Consider the following 17485-nt stretch of genomic DNA (forward strand, 5'->3'; position numbering starts at 1 on the left):
ATATGCTGCATATCTCTCGTACGGGCTGGTGTCGCTATGTCCCTCCCGGGAGTGGGAAGGGGCGACACCAGCCCGTATCAGTGGGAAACTGCTATCACAGCGCCACCCCCAGCGGTGGACATGCGCGTCATCTGTGCCGGCCACGTCAACTGGGACGTGACGCTCCACGTCGACCACTTCCCGAAGCCCGACGGCGAGGGGCGCATCACCGACCGGTCACAGTCCAGCGGGGGGAGCGCGTCGAACGCGGCCGTCGCACTCGCCGGACTTGATGCGGACCCGCTGGTCCTCGGGAGCGTCGGCCGGGACGACCACGGCACCAAGGCTCGGGGCGAACTGGCGGCGGCTGGCGTCGAGACGCTACTGGTCGAGTCGGACGAACCGACGGCGGTGAAATACCTCATCGTGGACGAGAACGGCGACGTCGCGGTGCTTGGAAACGACGGGGCCAACGAGGCGTTCTGCGCGTCGGACCTCCCGGCCGAGACCCTGGCCGAGGCGGACCACCTCCACCTGACCGGTCAGGACCCCGCAACCGCTGCGACACTCGCTCGCGACGCCGCGGCCGCGGATGTCCCGGTGAGCTTCGATCCCGGCCGCCGGCTCCCGTTCCGGGATTACTCGGCGGTGCTCTCACACGCGGATATCCTGTTTTGCAACGACCGGGAGGCCGACCACGCCGAGGACAGCGGCCTTTTCGACACAGTGCCGACGGTCGTCGTCAAACACGGGGACTGCGGCGCGACAGCCTATATCGACGACCGGACAGTCACGAACGCCGGGTATCCCATAGAATCTGTGGACACCGCAGGCGCGGGGGACGCGTTCGCCGCCGGGTATCTTCTCGCCAACGCACAGGCGACCGACCCGGAGCGGGTTCTCGCGGTCGCCAACGCCTGTGGCGCGCTCGCAGCGCAGTCACCCGGCGCACAGACGACACTCGACTGGGAGTCTGTGTGGGACCTGGTCGACAGCGGGCAATCACCCGAAACGGCCTAATCCGCCTGTATCTCCTCGACGAGCCGCTCGAACTGCTGGCGGTACTGGGCTTCGGCGCGAGCGGCGGCGAGACCGGACTCGTCGGCGAAGACGGCCTCGAAGCCGGCCATCCGCCACAGGAGCGTCGAGAGCTGATAGAGGGGGCGTCGCTGCTCGTAGCCCTCGTCGAACGCCATCGGGCGCATCTCCTGATAGCCCTCGTGGAACACCGTCCGGAGCGAATCGCGCAGCTCCGGGTCCTGAAACGACGAGTCGATGAAGAGGAATTCGGTCTGTGCGAGGTTGTACTCCGGCAGCGCCGCGAGCACGTCCTGCCAGTCGAGGACGGCCGTAATCGGCGCATCCGCCGTCTGCTCGAACATCAGGTTCGCCGGCCTGAAATCGTCGTGTACCAGCCGCGGAACGCCGTCCTCGGGCACCATACTCAGGGCCGGTTCGATACAGTCCCACGCCCGGTCTGTCATGTCCTCGAAAGGCGTCCCATCGAGATGAGAGAGGTGGGATCTGGTGAGGCTCTCGAAGTACTCCCGCCAGTTACCCATCCAGTCACTCACGATGATCCGGTCGTCGTGGAGCGTGAGTCGGCCGAACGCTTCGAATCCGATTTCGGAGTGCATGTCCCCGAGAATCCGCCCTGACTGGGCGAGCACCCGCCGTCGGTCCTCGGTCGAAAGCCCGGCGAACTCTTCGGCCAAGTTCTCGCCGTGGATGCGTTCAGTGACGAAATACGGCGGCACGTCGGCGTCGGGGTCGTCCTCGTAGACGAGGATGCGTGGAACAGGGACGTCGGTCCGGGCGGCGACGAAGTCGTGGAGACAGGGTTCGACGGCGAACGGGACATCGCCCTGTGGCTTGAATTTCACGACCACCTCGTACGCCTCGCCCTTGTGGCGTAGCGTCACCATGTAGACATCGCTCTGGTGGCCCCCACCCGGTGTCTCGAACTGAAACCCCTCGTAATCCGGGCCTGACTCTGTCAGCACGGCTTCGATGTCCTGTTCCGGAGTCTGCACTGGCGTACCATATAGCGGGCGAGCAAATAAATCTGTCAATCCCGTCGCCGACAGCACTGATACCCGATTCAGGCGTTGTCGGTCGACCCGGTTCGGACGCTGTAAGTCGCCGTCTCCGCGCTACCAGGAGTGGAACGGTGAAACCGGTTTCGTCCCGTCGGTCACTTCGAATCGTGCGCCGCCGGCCCTGCTCTCTGTCACCGAGATGTCCCAGCCGTGGGCGTCGATTATCTGCGTTACGATAGACAGGCCAAGGCCGGTGTCACTCCCTGAAAAGCTGTCTACTGAGAGAAGGGAGTCTAGTTCATCGGAGGGGATGCCGGGCCCGTCATCAGCGACGTAGAAGCCGGTCACGCGGCCCTCGGTTCGCTCGTCTGCAGTGTCTATCTCGGTTGTCCCGTCGTCGAGAATCGGACCGACCCAGACGGTCACGTCGTCGCCCGCGTGGTCCGCCGCGTTCCGAAAGAGGTTCTCGAACACCGGTTTGAGGCGGTTCTGGTCACCGAACACCGGGGCGGACCCTTCGACCCGCAGCGTTGCGTCAGCCGTTCTGGCCATCTCCCAGGTCTGTTCGACAATGGTATCGAGCGAAATGGCGGTTCGGTCTTCGACCGCATACCCCTTCTTTGCGAGGGTCAGCAGGTCGTCGATGAGCGCTTCCATGCGAGCCACACCTTCCTCCGCATCTTCGAGATGGGACAGGTCGCCGGTCTCTCGCACGAGTTCGAGTCGCCCCTCGACGACGTGGAGGGGATTTCTGAGGTCGTGGGAGACGACGCCGATGAACTGTTCCATCCGGTCGCGCTGGACGCGGAGGTCGTGCTCGCGCTCGGCTTTTTGCAGTGCCGCCTGGACGTGCGTCGCGTACATCCGGGCGAGTCGAAGCGTTTCGCCGTCAAACGTAACGGGGGCGAGGGACCCGATGTTGATAACGCCGTACTCGGCAAGCGGCAGGATTATCTCGCTGCTGACGGGCGAGTTCTCGTTGTACTGGCGCTGCTCGTCGTCGAGTTCGGAGTACGTCCGAACTTCGTCCTGCTCGAACGCCTCCCACGAGAGACTGTTGCCGGGCCGGTAGGTGACCGGCCAGTCGAATACCTCGTCCGCCCGCTCCGTCGACGCCGCCAACTGCAGTTCCGACGCGTCGCTGTCATACAGCCACAGCGCTCCGAGTGGCAATTCGAACACAGACGAAATCCCCGACATTGCGATCTCGCATATCTCACGCTCGGACTCCGCAGCCATCAACTGCTGTGTTACGGCCTCGAACGAATCGAGATCGAATGCGACCATTAACTCCCCACCCATCCCGTATAATTCATGCAACTGTATATATAAAACGCGGTGATCTCGTGTCAGTGATACGTACCATAGCGTCGTCGGTCCGCCGATGTCGCGGGACCTTTGTATCCACAGTCCTCAGGGAGCGGTATGCGAACGGTCGAAATCGACGGCCTCCCGGTGGGTGATGGGCACCCGACACGCGTCATGAGCGTGTTGAACATGAGTTCGAACTCCGGGTACAAGCCGAGCGTGTATCTGGACCCCGCGGAAGCCGCCGAGGCTATCGAGGAGAACCTCGTCCCCGCCGGCGCGGACATCATTGATGTCGGCCTCCAGTCGGCCAACCCCAAGTACGAGTCCAAGCCGGTCGAGATGGAGAAAGACCGGCTCGAAGAGGTCGCGCCGCTCGTCGACGAACTCGACGCCGACGTGCCGCTGTCGCTCGAAACTCGGTACGCAGAAGTCGCCGAGGAAGCCATCGGCCACGGCTTCGACCTCATCAACGACGTGTGTGGCTTCGCCGACCCGGACATGAAAGGCGTCGTCGAAGACCACGACATGCCGGTCGTCAAGATGGCCAGTCCGCCGGACCTGGCCCGGCCCGGCGCGCTGAAGAGCATCGACGACATCTTCGAGGCGCTCCAGCGGGACGGGTTCACGGACAAGACCATCATCGACCCCGCTTTCGGCGGCTGGTACGACGGCAAGGAGTTCGAGGACAACTGGGAGATGTTCCGCCGTCTCCGGGAGTTCCGCGCCTTCGACAGACCGATGCTCACCGCGACCAACCGCGAGGACTTCCTCGGTGACCTGGCCGACCAGCCCGAGACGGAGAACCAACTCGCCGTGTCACTGGCCGCGGCGACGATGGAAGTCGAACGCGGGGCGCACATCATCCGCACGCACGACACACGCGAGACCCACGACGTGGTCAAGGTGGCCGACGCGCTCGGCGACGAGCGGACGACGCGAGCGGAAACCGAACCCGGCCCCACCGTGGCGGAACTGACTGACGTGACACTACGGGAGGTGGCTCGCCATCAGGCACTCGGTGAGACGGTCGCCGGCGGCACCGACGACGGCGCGACGCTGACGTTCCTGCTCGGCGACCTGACCGACGCCGCACGAGCAAGCCTCCGGGCCGTCGCCGAGGTGACCGACGTAGTGGTCGTCGAGAAAGACGGCGACAGTCTCTACGTCGGCGGTGCCGCGGCCGCGCTGAAAGTCGTCACCGACAGCCTCGCGGAGGACGGCCATCGGGAACTCGCTGGCGAACTGCGAGCGTCGCTGTCGCGGCGCGTGTAGGTCGGTTCCGGGGCCGACTTTTACACTAGATCGTCGTGGAGGTCGTGGAACGACCCGATAGTGAGGTCCGGCTCTCCGGCGAAGGCGTCCCACGGGCCGTCGTCGCGGTTGACCCAGACGCCCTGCATCCCGGCGTGCATCGCGCCGTAGACGTCGAAGTAGCCCGCGGTGACGTGGGCGATTTCCTCGATATCAGTCTCCGTTCGCTCCGCTGCGTGGCGGTACAGTTCGGCCGCCGGCTTGAACGTCTGGATCTCGTCGGCGCTGACGGTGTCTTCGAGCAGGCCACCGATGCCGGCGAAGTCGACCATCGATTCGAGCATCTCGGGGTTGCCGTTCGAGACGACATAGAGGTCGTAGCCGGCGTCGTAGAGCCTGTTCATGCCGTCCCGCACGTCGTCGAACACGTCGAGTTCGTGGTAGACCGCGAGAATCTCGTCGCGCTCCTCCGTCGTGATGTCGACGCCGTGGGCGTCCAGCGCATACTGGAGCGCGTCGCGGTTCATCTCGTAGAACGGCTTGTAGGCGTCGATCTGGTTGGCGAGGAACGTGTACGCCAGCGAGCGGGAGCGCCAGAGCCGGGACACCGGCTGGGGGTCGTCCACCCGGTCGGCGAGGGCTTTCTGGGCTGCCTCGACATCGACGATAGTGCTGTACGAGTCAAAGGTAATCGTCGTCACGCGGTCCGGGTCGAACGGCATAGGTACCCGTAGAAGCGGGTGCCTCATATAGCCGGTCGCCGAGTCGAGCGTCCAACCGTCCGGTACGGGCACACTCTCAGCGTCATGTGTGACGTGACTGCCCCCTGCTCAGTGGGCAGACATCTCAGACAGGACGCTGACACAGTACACGTCGACGATGATCCGAAGGATGCCGACGGCACCGGGATTAGCTCCTCTAGAGACGCTAGCGACCCGGCCACCGCGCTGTGAATAAACCGCGGACAACGGGCGACACTCCCCCTCTCATGTGGCTTTATCTCCCGTGCGGCCGCACTGCGAGCCATGTCTCAGGTACGTACGTTCCAGTCGCTGACAGGCGTCCAGCCAGTCGTCGCTCGACGCGTGGAGGGCGGCAGATGACAGCGCGGGATGTCTATCTCCCGGTCGCGGCACAGCCGTCGGTCGACACGCTTGTCGAGATGAGTCAGCAGGCCGAGGACAGTGGCTACGACCGGGTCTGGCTCCCGGAGACGTGGGGGCGGGACGCGGTGACGACGCTGACTAGCATCGCCGAGCACACGTCGACGGTCGGCCTCGGGTCCTCAATTCTGAACGTGTACTCGCGGTCGCCGGCGCTGCTCGGCCAGACCGCGGCGACGCTGCAGGAAGTCTCGGACGGCCGCTTCCGCGCCGGTGTCGGCCCGTCGGGCCCTATCGTCATCGAAGGCTGGCACGGCCGTGAGTTCGAGAATCCGCTCAAGTACACGCGGGAGACCGTCGACATCATGAAACTGGTGCTCTCCGGGGAAACCGTCGACTACGACGGGGACATCTTTTCGCTGTCCGGGTTCCGACTGCGCTGTGAGCCGCCCGAACCCGCGCCGCCCGTAGACGCCGGCGGCCTCGGCCCGAAGTCGGTCGAACTCGCCGGTCGCTTCGCCGACGGCTGGCACGCGCTGATGCTGACCGCCGACGGCCTCCGAGATCGACTGGAAGACTTCGAGCGCGGAGCGGATCTCGGCGACCGCGACCGGTCAGACCAGCGGGTGACGCTGTCGCTGACGTGCTGTGCGATGGACGACCGGGAGCAGGCCCGCGAACTGGCCCGTCAGCACGTCGCGTTCTACATCGGCGGTATGGGGACGTTCTACCGCGACGCGCTGGCCCGCCAGGGGTACGAGGACACCGCCTACGAGATCGCCGAGCAGTGGGGATCGGGCGACAAAGCGGCTGCCGTCGACGCGATCAGCGACGAGCTACTGGACAGCATCGCCGTCGCCGGTACGCCCGAGGATTGTCGCGACCACATCACACAGTTCGAAGACATCGATGGCGTGGACGCAATCAACATCTCGTTCCCCCGCGCTGCCGAACCGGACACTATCGACACGACCATCGACGTGTTAGCGCCCTGAGTCGGGGACTCGGCGTCAGTCGGTAGCGACTGGCTCGATGTCGTCACGTCGGCCGTCGAGCACGTCGAAGCGCTCGCCGCGGCGCTGTTCCAGCCAGTGGAGCAGGCGCTCGGCCCAGCGGAGTTTCTGTCGCTTTTCCGCAGTCACGGACGGGTCGTCGAAGTCCCAGCCGGGGAACACCAGCGAGGCCGCGCCGAAGTGGTCCGCGAGGAACGCGGCGCGGTCGCCGTCGGTGAAGCCGCCGTAGTTGTGGACCGGCGGGGCGGGGGCCGCCTGTGTCGTCGGCACGACGAACTCGCTGTCGTAGGCCGGAATATGTGTCTCCAGTGCCGGGATGTTGTCGCCGTGGGCGTGGGCGACGACCGGCGTCCCGTCGGCGGTCAGTTCCCGTCCGGTATCGGCGTTCTTGTCCAGGTCCGTGATCATGCAGTCGATGGCCACACCTTCCGTCTTGAGGCGGTCGGCGGCCGTGGAGGCCGCGAAGACCACGTCAGCATCGACTGCCCGGTCGGCCTCGGCTTCGAGTGATGGGCCGGCCCCGGCGACGGCAACCGTTGCACCGTCGAGTCCGAGTCGCGCCGGGTCGTACGTGCTGTCGTCGCCGAGCAGGTCACCGAATCGGTCGCGGGCACGCTCGTCGCCATCGCGAGGATAGCCGAAATCATCGAGGATATCCTCGTACACTGGTTCCCAGGTGTGAAATTCCATCTGTTGTCAGACACCACGGAGTGAACGTGCTTCTGTCTTGTTCACCTAGCCAGTCATACCGCTTTCACACTACCAACGCCCCACAGCGTAGCTGTCGCTATCGAATTCGTGTCCAGATAAACCGAGTTGAGCCGAAATGGCACGTCCGTGTACCCCTACCCGGGTGCCCTTTCGGCTTTCACCCCTTTCTTTCGAGGCCTCCGGTATAAGTTTTCTCTTACCGTCAGACATGGAGGACAGGCGTCACAAGCCCGAGGACTTGTTACGTTGGGAACACGATTCAGTAGTCCACGACAGTCTCAAGGCAGGGCAGCACTTACCGCAGGCAAATGGTCTCGGAACTGTCAGTAAACGCGCAAGACGGTGCAGTTCCGGACTCGCTGGTGGTCGTTTCGAACCGTGAACCGTATAGCCACGAGCGGGACGACGACGGCGAGATACGGGTCCAGTCCGCGGCGGGTGGGCTGACGAGCGCACTCGACCCGGTGATGCAGTCACGGGGCGGCACCTGGGTCGCCTGGGGCAGCGGCGACGCCGATATGGCCGTTGCCGAGGAGGGCATCGTCGAAGTGCCGCCGTCTGCCCCCACATACGACCTGAAGCGCGTCCCCCTTTCCGACGCGGCGGTGCAGGGCTACTACTACGGCTACGCCAACCAGGTGCTCTGGCCCCTCTGTCACGAGGACACGGGCCGAATGTGGGCCGAACCCGCCTACTGGGAGCAGTACCGCGCCGTCAACGAGCAGTTCGCCGAGGCCGTCGATGCGGTCGCCGACGCGGGCCAGCCGGTCTGGTTCCAGGACTACCACCTGGCGCTGGCACCCAGACTGGTCCGACAGCGGCGACCGGATACGACGCTGTTGCAGTTCTGGCACATCCCCTGGCCTGCACCGTCGGTGTTCCGGCACTGCCCCCACAGCGACGCGCTCCTCGACGGGTTGCTGGCCTGTGACGTCATCGGCTTCCACACGGCGGCCTACGCCGAGCAGTTCCTGCAGTGTGTCGACAGCGCGTTCCCCGGGGCGAGCGTTGACACGGACAGCGGGACGGTCACCCGCGGTGGCGACAGGACACGAGCCGTCGCGAACCCGCTGGGTATCGACGTCGAGGCGGTTCGGGACCGGGCACAGGACGCGGACGTGACCAGTATCCGAGATACCGTGCTTGGCGGCAGTCGCTCGGACACGTCGATCAGCCTCGCGCTCGGCGTCGAACGGCTCGACTATTCGAAGGGCATCCCCGAACGGATCGAGGCGCTGGCACACCTCTGGGACCGGCGACCGGACCTGCGAAGCGAATTCACGTACGTCCAGAAGGCGAGCCGAACCCGGGAGGGGATCGCCGCCTATCGCCGGTACCGCGCGGACGTGGTCGATGCCGTCGAGCGCGTCAACGACCGCTTCGGGACCGACGACTGGCAGCCCATCGTCTACACCGAGGCCAAACTCGACAACGAGACGCTCGCCGGGCTGTACCGGGCCGCCGAGGTCGCGGTGGTCACGCCACACCGCGACGGGATGAACCTCGTCGCCCACGAGTACCCGGCGGCCTGTGTCGACGGCGACGGCGCGCTCGTGTTGAGCGAACTGGCCGGCGCGGCGACCCATCTCGACGGCGCGCTGACGGTCAATCCGCACGACATCGAGGCGATTGCGGACGCCATCGAGCGGGCGCTTGAACTGGACGAAGCGGAAACAAGGGACCGGCTGTCGCGTCTTCAGCACGGCGTCGAGGCGCTCGACAGTTCACAGTGGGTCGCCAGGCAGTTCAGCGCCGTGCAGTCGCCGTAGTTTTCCCGTCGTTCGTCAATTCGCTGCGTTTGACAGCCAGTCCGGTTCCGCGACGGTGGTGTCGTCGACCTTCGAGACGGAGAGCGACAGCGTCACCGTCACCGGCCGGCCGTCCCGCTCGGTCGTCACGCGGTACTGGAACGACCGGACGACGCCGTCCTCGTCGACGAGGACAGTCGCACTGGCCGAGTCCGTCGTCCCGTTGGCCGAGACGTTCGTCGAGACAGCGTCGTCAGCCGCGAAGCCGGTGACGTCGCTCCCGGTCGCTTCGAACCGCGAGACGCTGTCACCGTCGACCGTCTCGGTTCCGGCGTAGGTCCAGTTGATGTCCGACCCGAGCGACTGCAGCAGCGAACGGTCGATGACGCTGCTTTCGTTGACGGGCTGGACCTGGCCGTCGTACGGCGGTGTCGCGGAGCGGTAGTCCGTCATCGTGTCGTCACCGCGGGTGAGAACTCGACGCTCGGCGGTGGTCCCGTCGGCCGTGTAGGTCGTCGTCGCCAGCGTGTCGCCGCTGGCCTGGACCAGTTCGCCCGTCGACAGCGACCGGTCGCTGTCGCGGTCGATAGCGACGGTCCGGTTGATGAACACCGACCGGTTCTCGCCGTCGCGGACCGTCGAGAGCTGGAACGACAGCGAAGTGGTGAACGACGAGTTCGACAGCGTCTCGAAGTGCCCGCGTTCGATGGCCGCCGCGTCGAACCCGGACGACCCGGGTGCAGGGCCGTTGGCATCAATCTGCGTCGCCGTTACTTCGGTGTCCGTACCGTCTGTGCCCGGATCAGTACCCAACAGCCCGCTACAGCCGGCGGACACTGTCAGTAGCACTACGAGTGCAAGCGAGAGGTGGCGGCGTTCGAGTAACATACCGGAGCCACTGTATCGGTGAACTACTTCGTTATGGCCGTTCAGCTGTCACGTTCTGGCTGTCAACGGGTTACGCACAGGCCTACCTGAGGGCACGGCTACCGGTGCGAATCCATGATTCGTGCCGGCCACGTCGGACCAGCGTCAGACGCGCGTCATGCGCGTCATGAGGGTTTAAGACCGACGAAACCGCTATGTATACCGTGCCTCTCGGCTCCGACCCGCTGTCCGAACTCGACATTCCCGACGGGACGACTGTCGAGGAACACGACCTGGTGACCGACGGTGACGTCATCGTCGGCGGCCAGTCGACCGTGGAGTTCGGCGTGCGCGGGCGGACGGTCATCGCCGACGAGCGGGTCCGCTTTGGCGGCCACATCGAAGCCGAAGGTGACTGTCGGCTGGACATGTGGTGTGATGTCGCGGACAACGTCCTCGTCGGTGAGGACGCCTACATCGGCGAACGGGTACACATCGGCGGCGAACTCCGTGTCGCGGGCGACCTGGATATCGGCGACGACGTGGACATCGAGAACGGGTTCGAGGCGAACGGCTGGATCGTCATCCGCAATCCGATGCCGACCATCGTCTTCCTGTTCGTCTACCTCTCGCAACTCCTCCGCATCGGCGAGGAAGACGCGGCCGAGGAAGTAATCGACGAGATGCTAGACGACGGCGGTGACGAGCACGACCCGGTTCTGATTCCACGCGGTGCGAGCGTCTCGGACGACGCCTGGCGCGTCTCGACGCCGGCGACGGTCGGCGACGACTGTCGGCTCCACGGCAACATCCGCGCGAAGTCCCTCGAAGTCGGCCGTGACACGGTCGTCTTCGGGAGCCTCCGCGCGAAAGACGATATCGTGGTCGGCCGGGGCACGGAGATCAAAGGGGACGTAACGACCCGCAGCGGCACCGTCCGCGTCGGCCCGGGCGCGAAGATCTGGGGCGACATCTCGGGGACGACCGTCGAACTCCACGAGAACGCGACGGTCGACGGGACAATCCGCACCAGCGAGGAGATGCGGATGCACACCGAGGCAGTGCTAGACCGCCCGGACGAATCCGCTGCGGCGATGGCCGAGATGGCCGAATCGCTCGAAGCTGACACTGACACTACGGAGCCAGCCGACGAACGAAGCGATTCAGACAACAGCGAGTCGGCGGCCGATGCAGCAGCCGACGACCCCGCCACTGCGGACAGTGCGGCAACCGACGGTGGGGATGCAGACGGAGTGACAACCGGCAGCGATGCTTCCGAGGACGGTCCCGACGTCGAAGAGGCGGCGGAGTCGGCAGAGTAACCGCTCGGACGCTATTTTGCGTGGCGAACGCTCGCTACACAGCGTCAGCGTTCAGTCGCGTCACTCACGGCCGTCGGCGGTGAAACCCCGTGTCCCGGTCCGTCGATATCGATATCCGGGCCGAACGACATCGACGGCGGGCACTCGTCAAACAGCAGGTGGCCGTCCAGATCGACGTAATCGAAGGCACCAAGCCCAGCGGCGAGGTGGGCGCTCGTCGCGATCCCGGTCGCGCCTTCGAGCATGCAGCCGAGCATACAGTCGAGGGAGGCGGCCTCGGCGATGTTCACAATCGCCGCTGCCCCGAGGAGCCCCGATTTCCCGAGTTTGACGTTGATCACGTCGGCAGCCCCGTCGCGAACCACGGCCGTTGCGTCTGCCGGCGTGAACACGGCCTCGTCCGCGGCGACGGGAACCGGGAGTCTGTCGCGTGCCCTCGCAAGACCGCGAATGTCGTCTTTCGGTGTCGGCTGTTCGACCAGGGCGAGGTCGACCCCGGCCGCGGTCACCTCGTCGACAAACGTCGCTGCGGCCTTCGGCGTCCAGCCCTGATTCGCGTCCACCGTGATCGTCGCGTCGGGCGCTGCATCCGCGACCGCAACTGTTCGGGCCACGTCGGCGTCGATTTCGCCGCCGGTTTTGACCTTGATGTGGTCGAAGCCGGCAGCTGCGGCGCGTGTGGCTCGTTCGGCTGCCGCGTCGGGCGAGACTATCGGAACGGTGATATCAGTCGTAACTGTGGTCGGCGCGCCGCCGAACAGTTCCGAGAGCGGGATACCACGGTCACGACAGTACGCGTCCAGCAGTGCCGTCTCGACGGCGAACAGCGCCGAAACCGCTCCGGGCACTGCTGCCCGCAGGTCACTGACAAGTTCGCGGTAGTCGGCGAGGGCCGCCCCCTCAAGCAGCGACGTAACCGACCGGGCAGTCGCCACGGCGGCCGCCTGCGTCTCGCCGGTCACCGGCGGCAGCGGGGACCCCTCTCCGTAGCCGACTACACCTGAGTCCGTCTCTACTGCGACGACCAGGTTCCGCGCTTTCTCTCGGGTTCCGAGCGAAATTTCGAACGGTTCGTGGAGTTCGTGGTCGAGCGCCTCGACGGAGACGCCGTCGATACGGGTCATAGTTCCTCCAGAACGGCCGCGAGGAGTGTCTCCGGGCCGTCGTCGTCGTAGATGTTCGCCGCCCGGAGGCCTGTCCGAGCTGTTTCTTCCTCCGGGTCGCCCCAGGTAGAGAGGGCGGCGACTGTCGTCTCTGTGAGGTCGGTAATCGCACGGCGTTCGGCCTCGACACCGGCCACAGTGAGGTCATCGAAATGTGACCGGGCCTCCCGGGAGGGGTCGTCGGCCAGCACGACTGCATCGGGGGCCGCCCCGTGAAGCAGCCCGAGCGTCACCCCGCCGTAGGCGGTGTGCGTGAGCGCGGCCTGCCCTTCGACGAACACGATATCGTGGTCCGCTGCGACGTCGAGCACCATGTCCTCGACGACGCCCGAAACGAAGTCGGCCGGAACCCGGTCGATGACGACACCGCGGTCCGCGCCGACGAGGATACCGGTCTGTCCCGTCGCGACCCAGCCGGCGTCGAGTCCGGCATCGGTCGCCGCCCGGTACAGTTCGAAGGTCGTCGTCCGCTTCCCGACCGCACAGTCGGTCCCCATCGTCAGGACGACATCCGCGTCGGCTTCGCTCCCGCGGCCGTCACCGAGCGTCAGGTCGGCGACGGACGGCGGTTTCCGGACGTCGACGAGGTCGACACCGTGTTGCTGGGCGCGCTCGGTCCAGGCTGGGCGCTCGCTCAAGAAGACGTGCAGGCCGGAGACGACGTCACAGCCCCGTTCCATCGCACGCTGGATAGCCTCGACCCAGGCCGCCGGGAGGTCACCGCCGGCGGGCGCGACGCCGATGACGAGGACGGCCGCGTCCGGGGCTCGGTTCAGCGCTTCGGTGACGGTTTCGACGACCGGCACGTCGTCGGCCGCCGGCCAATCGAGGGCCGCGCCGGCGTTGGGGCTCGGACACGTCGAGTCCACGACGGCCTGCGCGTCGAACAGCTCTCCGTGCATGACGATCCCGTTGGCCGTCTTGCCTTCCGGTTGTCCGAACTCCCCCTCTGCGAGCACAACGGCGGGCGTGCCTTCGTCGTATTTTCGACGCAAGTCCATACTGATGTAGATCGCCGACGTGACTGACAAACCAGAGCCTTACATGTGTGGCACCCGGTGAGACCACTGGAGGACGATTCCCCGTGGTGAAAGCAAACACAGCCAAGCACGGTCACGCCGCAGAACCCGGAGAGAACGATGGGAGTTGACAGCTCCGATGCGACCGCTAACTCGGCCAGCGGTGGTCTCCAGCTGACACTCGAACTGGAGCATCCCGACTGCTGGATGCGGGAAGTGACGGCGGCCACCTCGGCCAGACTGCTGGTCAACGCGGCGTATCTAGTGGGCGAGCAGGTCAAGGCCCACGTCGTCGCATACGCGGAGTCGGCGGACGCAGTCGACGCGCTCGTTGCGGCGACTCGGGCGTCCGATCACACATATGCGGTTACAGAGATGGACACCCGTCGCAGCTTCGGCGGGATATCGGCACCGGTAAACAAAGCGACGAGCACGCTGCTCGTCGAGTACGGCCCCGAGGAGAGCATCCACGACGCGCTGGTCTCACACGGGTTCATGAATCAGGAGCCGATCCGAATCCGCGACGGGACCGAGTACTGGACGGTCGCCATCGACGAATCGCGGGCGACGATACAGGAGAAACTCGACGCCGTGTGTGCACAGAAGGACGCGTCGATCACCGTCACACAGATTACGTCCGCGACCACCGGGAGCAGGGAGCGCGACGGGCTGGCTATCCGGCAGCTTTCGGACAAGCAGCGGGAAGTGTTCGAACTGGCCCGCAAACGCGGCTATTACGACTACCCGAGAGCGGTAAGCGGGAGCGAGTTGGCCGACGAACTCGGTATCGCGAAGACGACGTTCCACGAACACCTCCGGAAAGTCGAGGCCACGCTGCTCGGCCCGAGAGACGCTGACCGGTACTGACGACGGGACGGCGTCGACCCGTGCTTCGCCTTGCCGGGTCCGGACTGTCAGAGCCAGCGTCCCGGTCCCTGTTCCGTATTTGTGACCCCAAGCACAACTGAACGCCTACTGGACCGCGAGCGCGACTGAACGCCTATTGCACTCCGAGTTCCGACTCCAGTTCCTCGACGACGTCCTGTAACATCGACGCGAGTTCCTCGTTCGGCGGCAGCCGATACAGCGGGCCGGAGATGTCCAGTGCGCCGAGGACGCCGCCGTGTGGAGCGGTGACCGGCACGCCGACCGAGCGAAGCCCCTCGACCGCTTCCTGATCGTTCACCGAATAGCCGCGCTCGTTCGTGCGTTCGATATCTTCCATGAGGGTTTCGCGGTCGGTGATTGTATACTCTGTCTCGGCGGGCAGCCCCCACCGGTCGAGAATCTCGTTGACTCGGGTCTCCGGCAACGCGGCGAGAATCGCCTTGCCGACTGCCGAGTTGTGCAGGTAGTAGTACCGGCCCACCTGGAACCCTTTCGAGGGGACGTTTGCGACGACGTTGAACAGGGTTATCGCACGCCCGTACTCTTCGACGGCGAACGTGACTTCCTCGCCACAGCTATCGGCGAGTTCGTGTGTTTTGCGACGGGCGACCTCGTACCACTCGTTTCGGGTCCGAGCGCCCTCTCCGAGGTGGAACAGCTTCATACCGAGTCGGTACTGCTCGCCTCGTTTGACCAGATACTCCTGATCTAGGAGTGTCTTGAGGTGAACGTGAATGGTACTCGTCGAGAGGTCCAGCCGGTCCGCAAGCTCACTCATTCGAGCCTCCCCCAGCTCGTTTACCGCATCGATGATCGCGAGGGAGGTTTCGGTCGTCTGGAGACGACGACCGCTAGAGCTGTCCATACCACTGTGGACTTGGTAGTAGTATAAAAAGGTCCGGACATAGTGGAACCGGTTCTGTGGATATTATGTGTAGATGTGATAGCTACTGAGAGGGGAAATTACCTAAGGTTATATTTTATAATCTCACGCCCGAAATTAGTCCGTCTCCCCGGATTTTGTGCGATATATAAGGTTAGGACGCTGTCCGAAATCCAATAGAAGTGGACTTTTATATAGCCACAGCGGCCGGGACGAGACAAGACTTCACCAGAGGCGGCACCTGTGATTTGTTACCGGAGAGATAGTTATTATCATGATCTTTTGCGTGTGTATCTGACGAGGCACAGAATGCATGTCAGACACGGATAGTGGCGATGGGACAGAGATCGAGGAGATCTCTGGTCCGGACGTCGAAGCAATCGAGTTCTACGGCGGACGGTGGATGAGCGTCATTCCCATAGGGTTGTTTATCCTGTGGGCAATTGTCCAGAGTGGCCTGTTCGGTATCGGGGACACGACTGGACTCGTCGCGGGGATGCTCGTGGCGCTCATCGTCGGGATGTTCTTCGCCAAGGGAGACTGGAAGAACTACGCGAACACCATCTTCGATGGGATGACGAAGCGGGTCGCCGCGACGGCAGTCGTCGCGTGGCTCTGGGCAGGAATGTTCTCGAACACGCTGCAGGCAGGTGGCTTCGTCGGCGGACTCGTCTGGGCAGCGAACGCGGCCGAAGTCGGGGGCGCGCTGTTCCCCGCCGCCACCTTCATCCTCGCTGCGCTTTTCACGACCGGTATCGGTACCGGGTACGGCGCGGCAGTCGCCTTCTCGGCGCTGTTCTTCCCGGCCGGCATCCTGCTCGGTGCGAATCCGGTGTTGTTGTTCGGAGCAATTCTCTCAGGGGCTGTCTTCGGCGATAACCTGGCACCAGTCAGTGATACGACAATCGTGAGTGCGGTGACGCAGGACGCCGACATCGGCGGCGTCGTCGCCTCGCGGTTCAAGTACGCCATCATCGCTGCGGTGCTGGCGCTCGCGGCGTACGTTTTCGCCGGGAACGCGATGCCCGGGCTGGACATCTCCCAACAGGCGCAGGACCTGTTCGTCCAGAACAGCGAGCCGGCGGGACTGTTGCACCTCATCTCCATGCTCGTCGTCATTGTGACGGCAGTCATGGGCCGACACATTGTTGAGGCGATCTCGTGGGGACTCATCGTTGCTGTTGCCTTCAACATCGTCTTCGGTCTCGCACCGCTGAGTGCCGTGTTGCTGTTCAAGGTCCCGGAAACGTCAGCAGCCGCGAGCTGGGCCGGCTCGCTTCCCATCGCGGAAGTGGTCGCGCCGCAAAACGCCGGCGTCACCGGGTCGATCTACAACGGTGCAGCCGGGTTCTTCCCGCTGATCGTGCTCGTGTTGCTCATCGTCGCCGGGTCAGAGATCATGATCCGTGGCGGTGGCTTCGAGGCGATCCAGGAGTGGCTCCTCGAAAACGTCGCAACGGGCGTTCGCAAGGCCGAAACGACGATGGTGGTCGGCACTGCCCTCGTCAACTCGATGATCACGATCAACACGGCCGCAGAGATCGCGATCGCGCCGTACATCGCCCGCATCGGCCAGCGGTACAACATCAACAGCTACCGTCGAGCGAATATCCTCGACGCGAACACCTCGGCGCTCGGGTACATCTTCCCGTGGGGTGGCGGCGTTCTCATCGGCTTTGCGACGCTGCAGGGCCTCCCGAACCAGTACGAGTGGTTCACCAGTGCGATGGTTGTCAACCCCATTGATGTCTGGCCGTACGTCTTCCACGGCTGGTTCCTGTTCGGTGTGTTCCTGCTCTCCGCACTGACCGGCTTCGGGCTCGAATACACCACTGACCGCAAATCCAAGGATGTGACCCGTCTATGAGCATATTCAGTAAGTTCCTCACCGGAATGTCCTTCAGGACGACCACGCCGACGTTCGAGGCGGGCGAAGAGATAGAGGTGTACGTCACGGAACTCGACGAGGAATCCGGCGAGTTGGTCGCACTGGTCGGCGAGACCCGCCTCTACTTCGAGAACGGTGAGGCAGACATCGTCGGCTGTCGCGTCCTCGCGAAGGTCGAATCGTTCGACGACGCGGAGCACCGCGGCCGTCTCACCCACCTCAAGACGCTGTCTCGGGGGTCGTTCTAGGATTGCCAACGAGCGCCGAGACGGATATTGAATCAGTATAGCGCGATCGAAT

The 17485-nt window shown here is 64.6% G+C and carries 16 protein-coding genes; 8 read left to right on the forward strand and 8 right to left on the reverse strand.

Features of this window, described 5'->3' with window-relative positions; genetic code table 11:
- Positions 1-120: 120 nt before the first annotated feature.
- Positions 121-999 carry a carbohydrate kinase family protein gene (locus tag C442_RS10095; RefSeq protein ID WP_008310106.1) on the forward strand — a complete coding sequence of 293 codons (879 nt, stop codon included), beginning with the start codon at positions 121-123 and terminating at the stop codon, positions 997-999.
- On the opposite strand, the gene C442_RS10100 is transcribed toward C442_RS10095, so the two are convergent.
- Both C442_RS10100 and C442_RS10105 read right to left on the reverse strand, forming a co-directional pair.
- Entirely contained in the window at positions 996-2012 is a 1017-nt protein-coding gene (locus tag C442_RS10100) for a phosphotransferase family protein (RefSeq protein ID WP_008310108.1), read from the reverse strand. The genes C442_RS10095 and C442_RS10100 overlap by 4 nt on opposite strands.
- Before the next feature lie 120 nt (positions 2013-2132).
- A complete protein-coding gene (locus C442_RS10105; protein ID WP_008310109.1) occupies positions 2133-3305 on the reverse strand; it encodes a sensor histidine kinase in 1173 nt (390 codons plus the stop codon).
- A gap of 138 nt (positions 3306-3443) precedes the next feature.
- On the opposite strand from C442_RS10105, the gene C442_RS10110 reads away from it, so the two are divergent.
- Positions 3444-4601 carry a dihydropteroate synthase gene (locus C442_RS10110; RefSeq protein ID WP_008310110.1) on the forward strand — a complete coding sequence of 386 codons (1158 nt, stop codon included), beginning with the start codon at positions 3444-3446 and terminating at the stop codon, positions 4599-4601.
- A gap of 20 nt (positions 4602-4621) precedes the next feature.
- Here the strand turns inward: C442_RS10110 and C442_RS10115 are convergent, their stop codons facing one another.
- Positions 4622-5302: a haloacid dehalogenase type II gene (locus tag C442_RS10115; protein WP_008310111.1), complete on the reverse strand. Its 681-nt coding sequence runs from the start codon at positions 5300-5302 to the stop codon at positions 4622-4624.
- A gap of 377 nt (positions 5303-5679) precedes the next feature.
- Here C442_RS10115 and C442_RS10120 point away from each other — a divergent pair, with 377 nt between their 5' ends.
- Complete coding sequence (locus tag C442_RS10120; protein ID WP_008310112.1) at positions 5680-6678, forward strand: TIGR04024 family LLM class F420-dependent oxidoreductase; 999 nt, start codon at positions 5680-5682, stop codon at positions 6676-6678.
- Positions 6679-6693: 15 nt separating this feature from the next.
- Here the strand turns inward: C442_RS10120 and C442_RS10125 are convergent, their stop codons facing one another.
- Positions 6694-7386: a 6-hydroxymethylpterin diphosphokinase MptE-like protein gene (locus tag C442_RS10125; RefSeq protein WP_008310113.1), complete on the reverse strand. Its 693-nt coding sequence runs from the start codon at positions 7384-7386 to the stop codon at positions 6694-6696.
- Positions 7387-7715: 329 nt separating this feature from the next.
- Between C442_RS10125 and C442_RS10130 the strand changes: the two genes are divergently transcribed.
- Positions 7716-9176, forward strand: a complete 1461-nt coding sequence (locus C442_RS10130; protein WP_008310115.1) for an alpha,alpha-trehalose-phosphate synthase (UDP-forming) — start codon at positions 7716-7718, stop codon at positions 9174-9176.
- Between the two features lie 15 nt (positions 9177-9191).
- On the opposite strand, the gene C442_RS10135 is transcribed toward C442_RS10130, so the two are convergent.
- Positions 9192-10043 carry a DUF7537 family lipoprotein gene (locus C442_RS10135; RefSeq protein WP_008310116.1) on the reverse strand — a complete coding sequence of 284 codons (852 nt, stop codon included), beginning with the start codon at positions 10041-10043 and terminating at the stop codon, positions 9192-9194.
- A 194-nt stretch (positions 10044-10237) separates the two neighbouring features.
- Between C442_RS10135 and C442_RS10140 the strand changes: the two genes are divergently transcribed.
- A complete protein-coding gene (locus C442_RS10140) occupies positions 10238-11344 on the forward strand; it encodes a polymer-forming cytoskeletal protein (protein WP_008310119.1) in 1107 nt (368 codons plus the stop codon).
- A gap of 44 nt (positions 11345-11388) precedes the next feature.
- Here the strand turns inward: C442_RS10140 and C442_RS10145 are convergent, their stop codons facing one another.
- Positions 11389-12468 carry a dipeptide epimerase gene (locus C442_RS10145; RefSeq protein WP_008310121.1) on the reverse strand — a complete coding sequence of 360 codons (1080 nt, stop codon included), beginning with the start codon at positions 12466-12468 and terminating at the stop codon, positions 11389-11391.
- Positions 12465-13508, reverse strand: coding sequence for a DUF1611 domain-containing protein (locus tag C442_RS10150; RefSeq protein ID WP_008310123.1), 1044 nt, complete (start codon positions 13506-13508; stop codon positions 12465-12467). The genes C442_RS10145 and C442_RS10150 overlap by 4 nt, the downstream gene beginning before the upstream one ends.
- Positions 13509-13646: 138 nt before the next feature.
- Here C442_RS10150 and C442_RS10155 point away from each other — a divergent pair, with 138 nt between their 5' ends.
- Positions 13647-14393: a helix-turn-helix domain-containing protein gene (locus tag C442_RS10155; protein WP_008310124.1), complete on the forward strand. Its 747-nt coding sequence runs from the start codon at positions 13647-13649 to the stop codon at positions 14391-14393.
- 133 nt (positions 14394-14526) lie between these two features.
- Here C442_RS10155 and C442_RS10160 read toward each other — a convergent pair whose 3' ends face one another.
- The gene (locus C442_RS10160; RefSeq protein WP_008310125.1) at positions 14527-15279 is read right to left on the reverse strand and encodes an IclR family transcriptional regulator; all 753 of its coding nucleotides are present in this window, start codon (positions 15277-15279) and stop codon (positions 14527-14529) included.
- A gap of 331 nt (positions 15280-15610) precedes the next feature.
- On the opposite strand from C442_RS10160, the gene C442_RS10165 reads away from it, so the two are divergent.
- Both C442_RS10165 and C442_RS10170 read left to right on the forward strand, forming a co-directional pair.
- A complete protein-coding gene (locus C442_RS10165; protein ID WP_008310127.1) occupies positions 15611-17164 on the forward strand; it encodes a Na+/H+ antiporter NhaC family protein in 1554 nt (517 codons plus the stop codon).
- Positions 17161-17433 carry a DUF7513 family protein gene (locus C442_RS10170; RefSeq protein ID WP_008310128.1) on the forward strand — a complete coding sequence of 91 codons (273 nt, stop codon included), beginning with the start codon at positions 17161-17163 and terminating at the stop codon, positions 17431-17433. Before C442_RS10165 ends, C442_RS10170 begins: the two co-directional genes overlap by 4 nt.
- The last annotated feature ends 52 nt before the right edge of the window (positions 17434-17485 follow it).

It is taken from the genome of Haloarcula amylolytica JCM 13557 (genome assembly GCF_000336615.1).
GTDB lineage: Archaea > Halobacteriota > Halobacteria > Halobacteriales > Haloarculaceae > Haloarcula > Haloarcula amylolytica.

Bases quoted from the DNA above. Each gene is read 5' to 3' on its own strand.
- C442_RS10155 (WP_008310124.1), top strand. From the start codon at position 13,647: ATGGGAGTTGACAGCTCCGATGCGACCGCTAACTCGGCCAGCGGTGGT.
- C442_RS10170 (WP_008310128.1), top strand. From the start codon at position 17,161: ATGAGCATATTCAGTAAGTTCCTCACCGGAATGTCCTTCAGGACGACC.
- C442_RS10105 (WP_008310109.1), bottom strand. From the start codon at position 3,305: ATGGTCGCATTCGATCTCGATTCGTTCGAGGCCGTAACACAGCAGTTG.
- C442_RS10125 (WP_008310113.1), bottom strand. From the start codon at position 7,386: ATGGAATTTCACACCTGGGAACCAGTGTACGAGGATATCCTCGATGAT.
- C442_RS10165 (WP_008310127.1), top strand. From the start codon at position 15,611: ATGTCAGACACGGATAGTGGCGATGGGACAGAGATCGAGGAGATCTCT.
- C442_RS10120 (WP_008310112.1), top strand. From the start codon at position 5,680: ATGACAGCGCGGGATGTCTATCTCCCGGTCGCGGCACAGCCGTCGGTC.
- C442_RS10115 (WP_008310111.1), bottom strand. From the start codon at position 5,302: ATGCCGTTCGACCCGGACCGCGTGACGACGATTACCTTTGACTCGTAC.
- C442_RS10150 (WP_008310123.1), bottom strand. From the start codon at position 13,508: ATGGACTTGCGTCGAAAATACGACGAAGGCACGCCCGCCGTTGTGCTC.
- C442_RS10135 (WP_008310116.1), bottom strand. From the start codon at position 10,043: ATGTTACTCGAACGCCGCCACCTCTCGCTTGCACTCGTAGTGCTACTG.
- C442_RS10130 (WP_008310115.1), top strand. From the start codon at position 7,716: ATGGTCTCGGAACTGTCAGTAAACGCGCAAGACGGTGCAGTTCCGGAC.
- C442_RS10160 (WP_008310125.1), bottom strand. From the start codon at position 15,279: ATGGACAGCTCTAGCGGTCGTCGTCTCCAGACGACCGAAACCTCCCTC.
- C442_RS10140 (WP_008310119.1), top strand. From the start codon at position 10,238: ATGTATACCGTGCCTCTCGGCTCCGACCCGCTGTCCGAACTCGACATT.
- C442_RS10110 (WP_008310110.1), top strand. From the start codon at position 3,444: ATGCGAACGGTCGAAATCGACGGCCTCCCGGTGGGTGATGGGCACCCG.
- C442_RS10145 (WP_008310121.1), bottom strand. From the start codon at position 12,468: ATGACCCGTATCGACGGCGTCTCCGTCGAGGCGCTCGACCACGAACTC.
- C442_RS10095 (WP_008310106.1), top strand. From the start codon at position 121: ATGCGCGTCATCTGTGCCGGCCACGTCAACTGGGACGTGACGCTCCAC.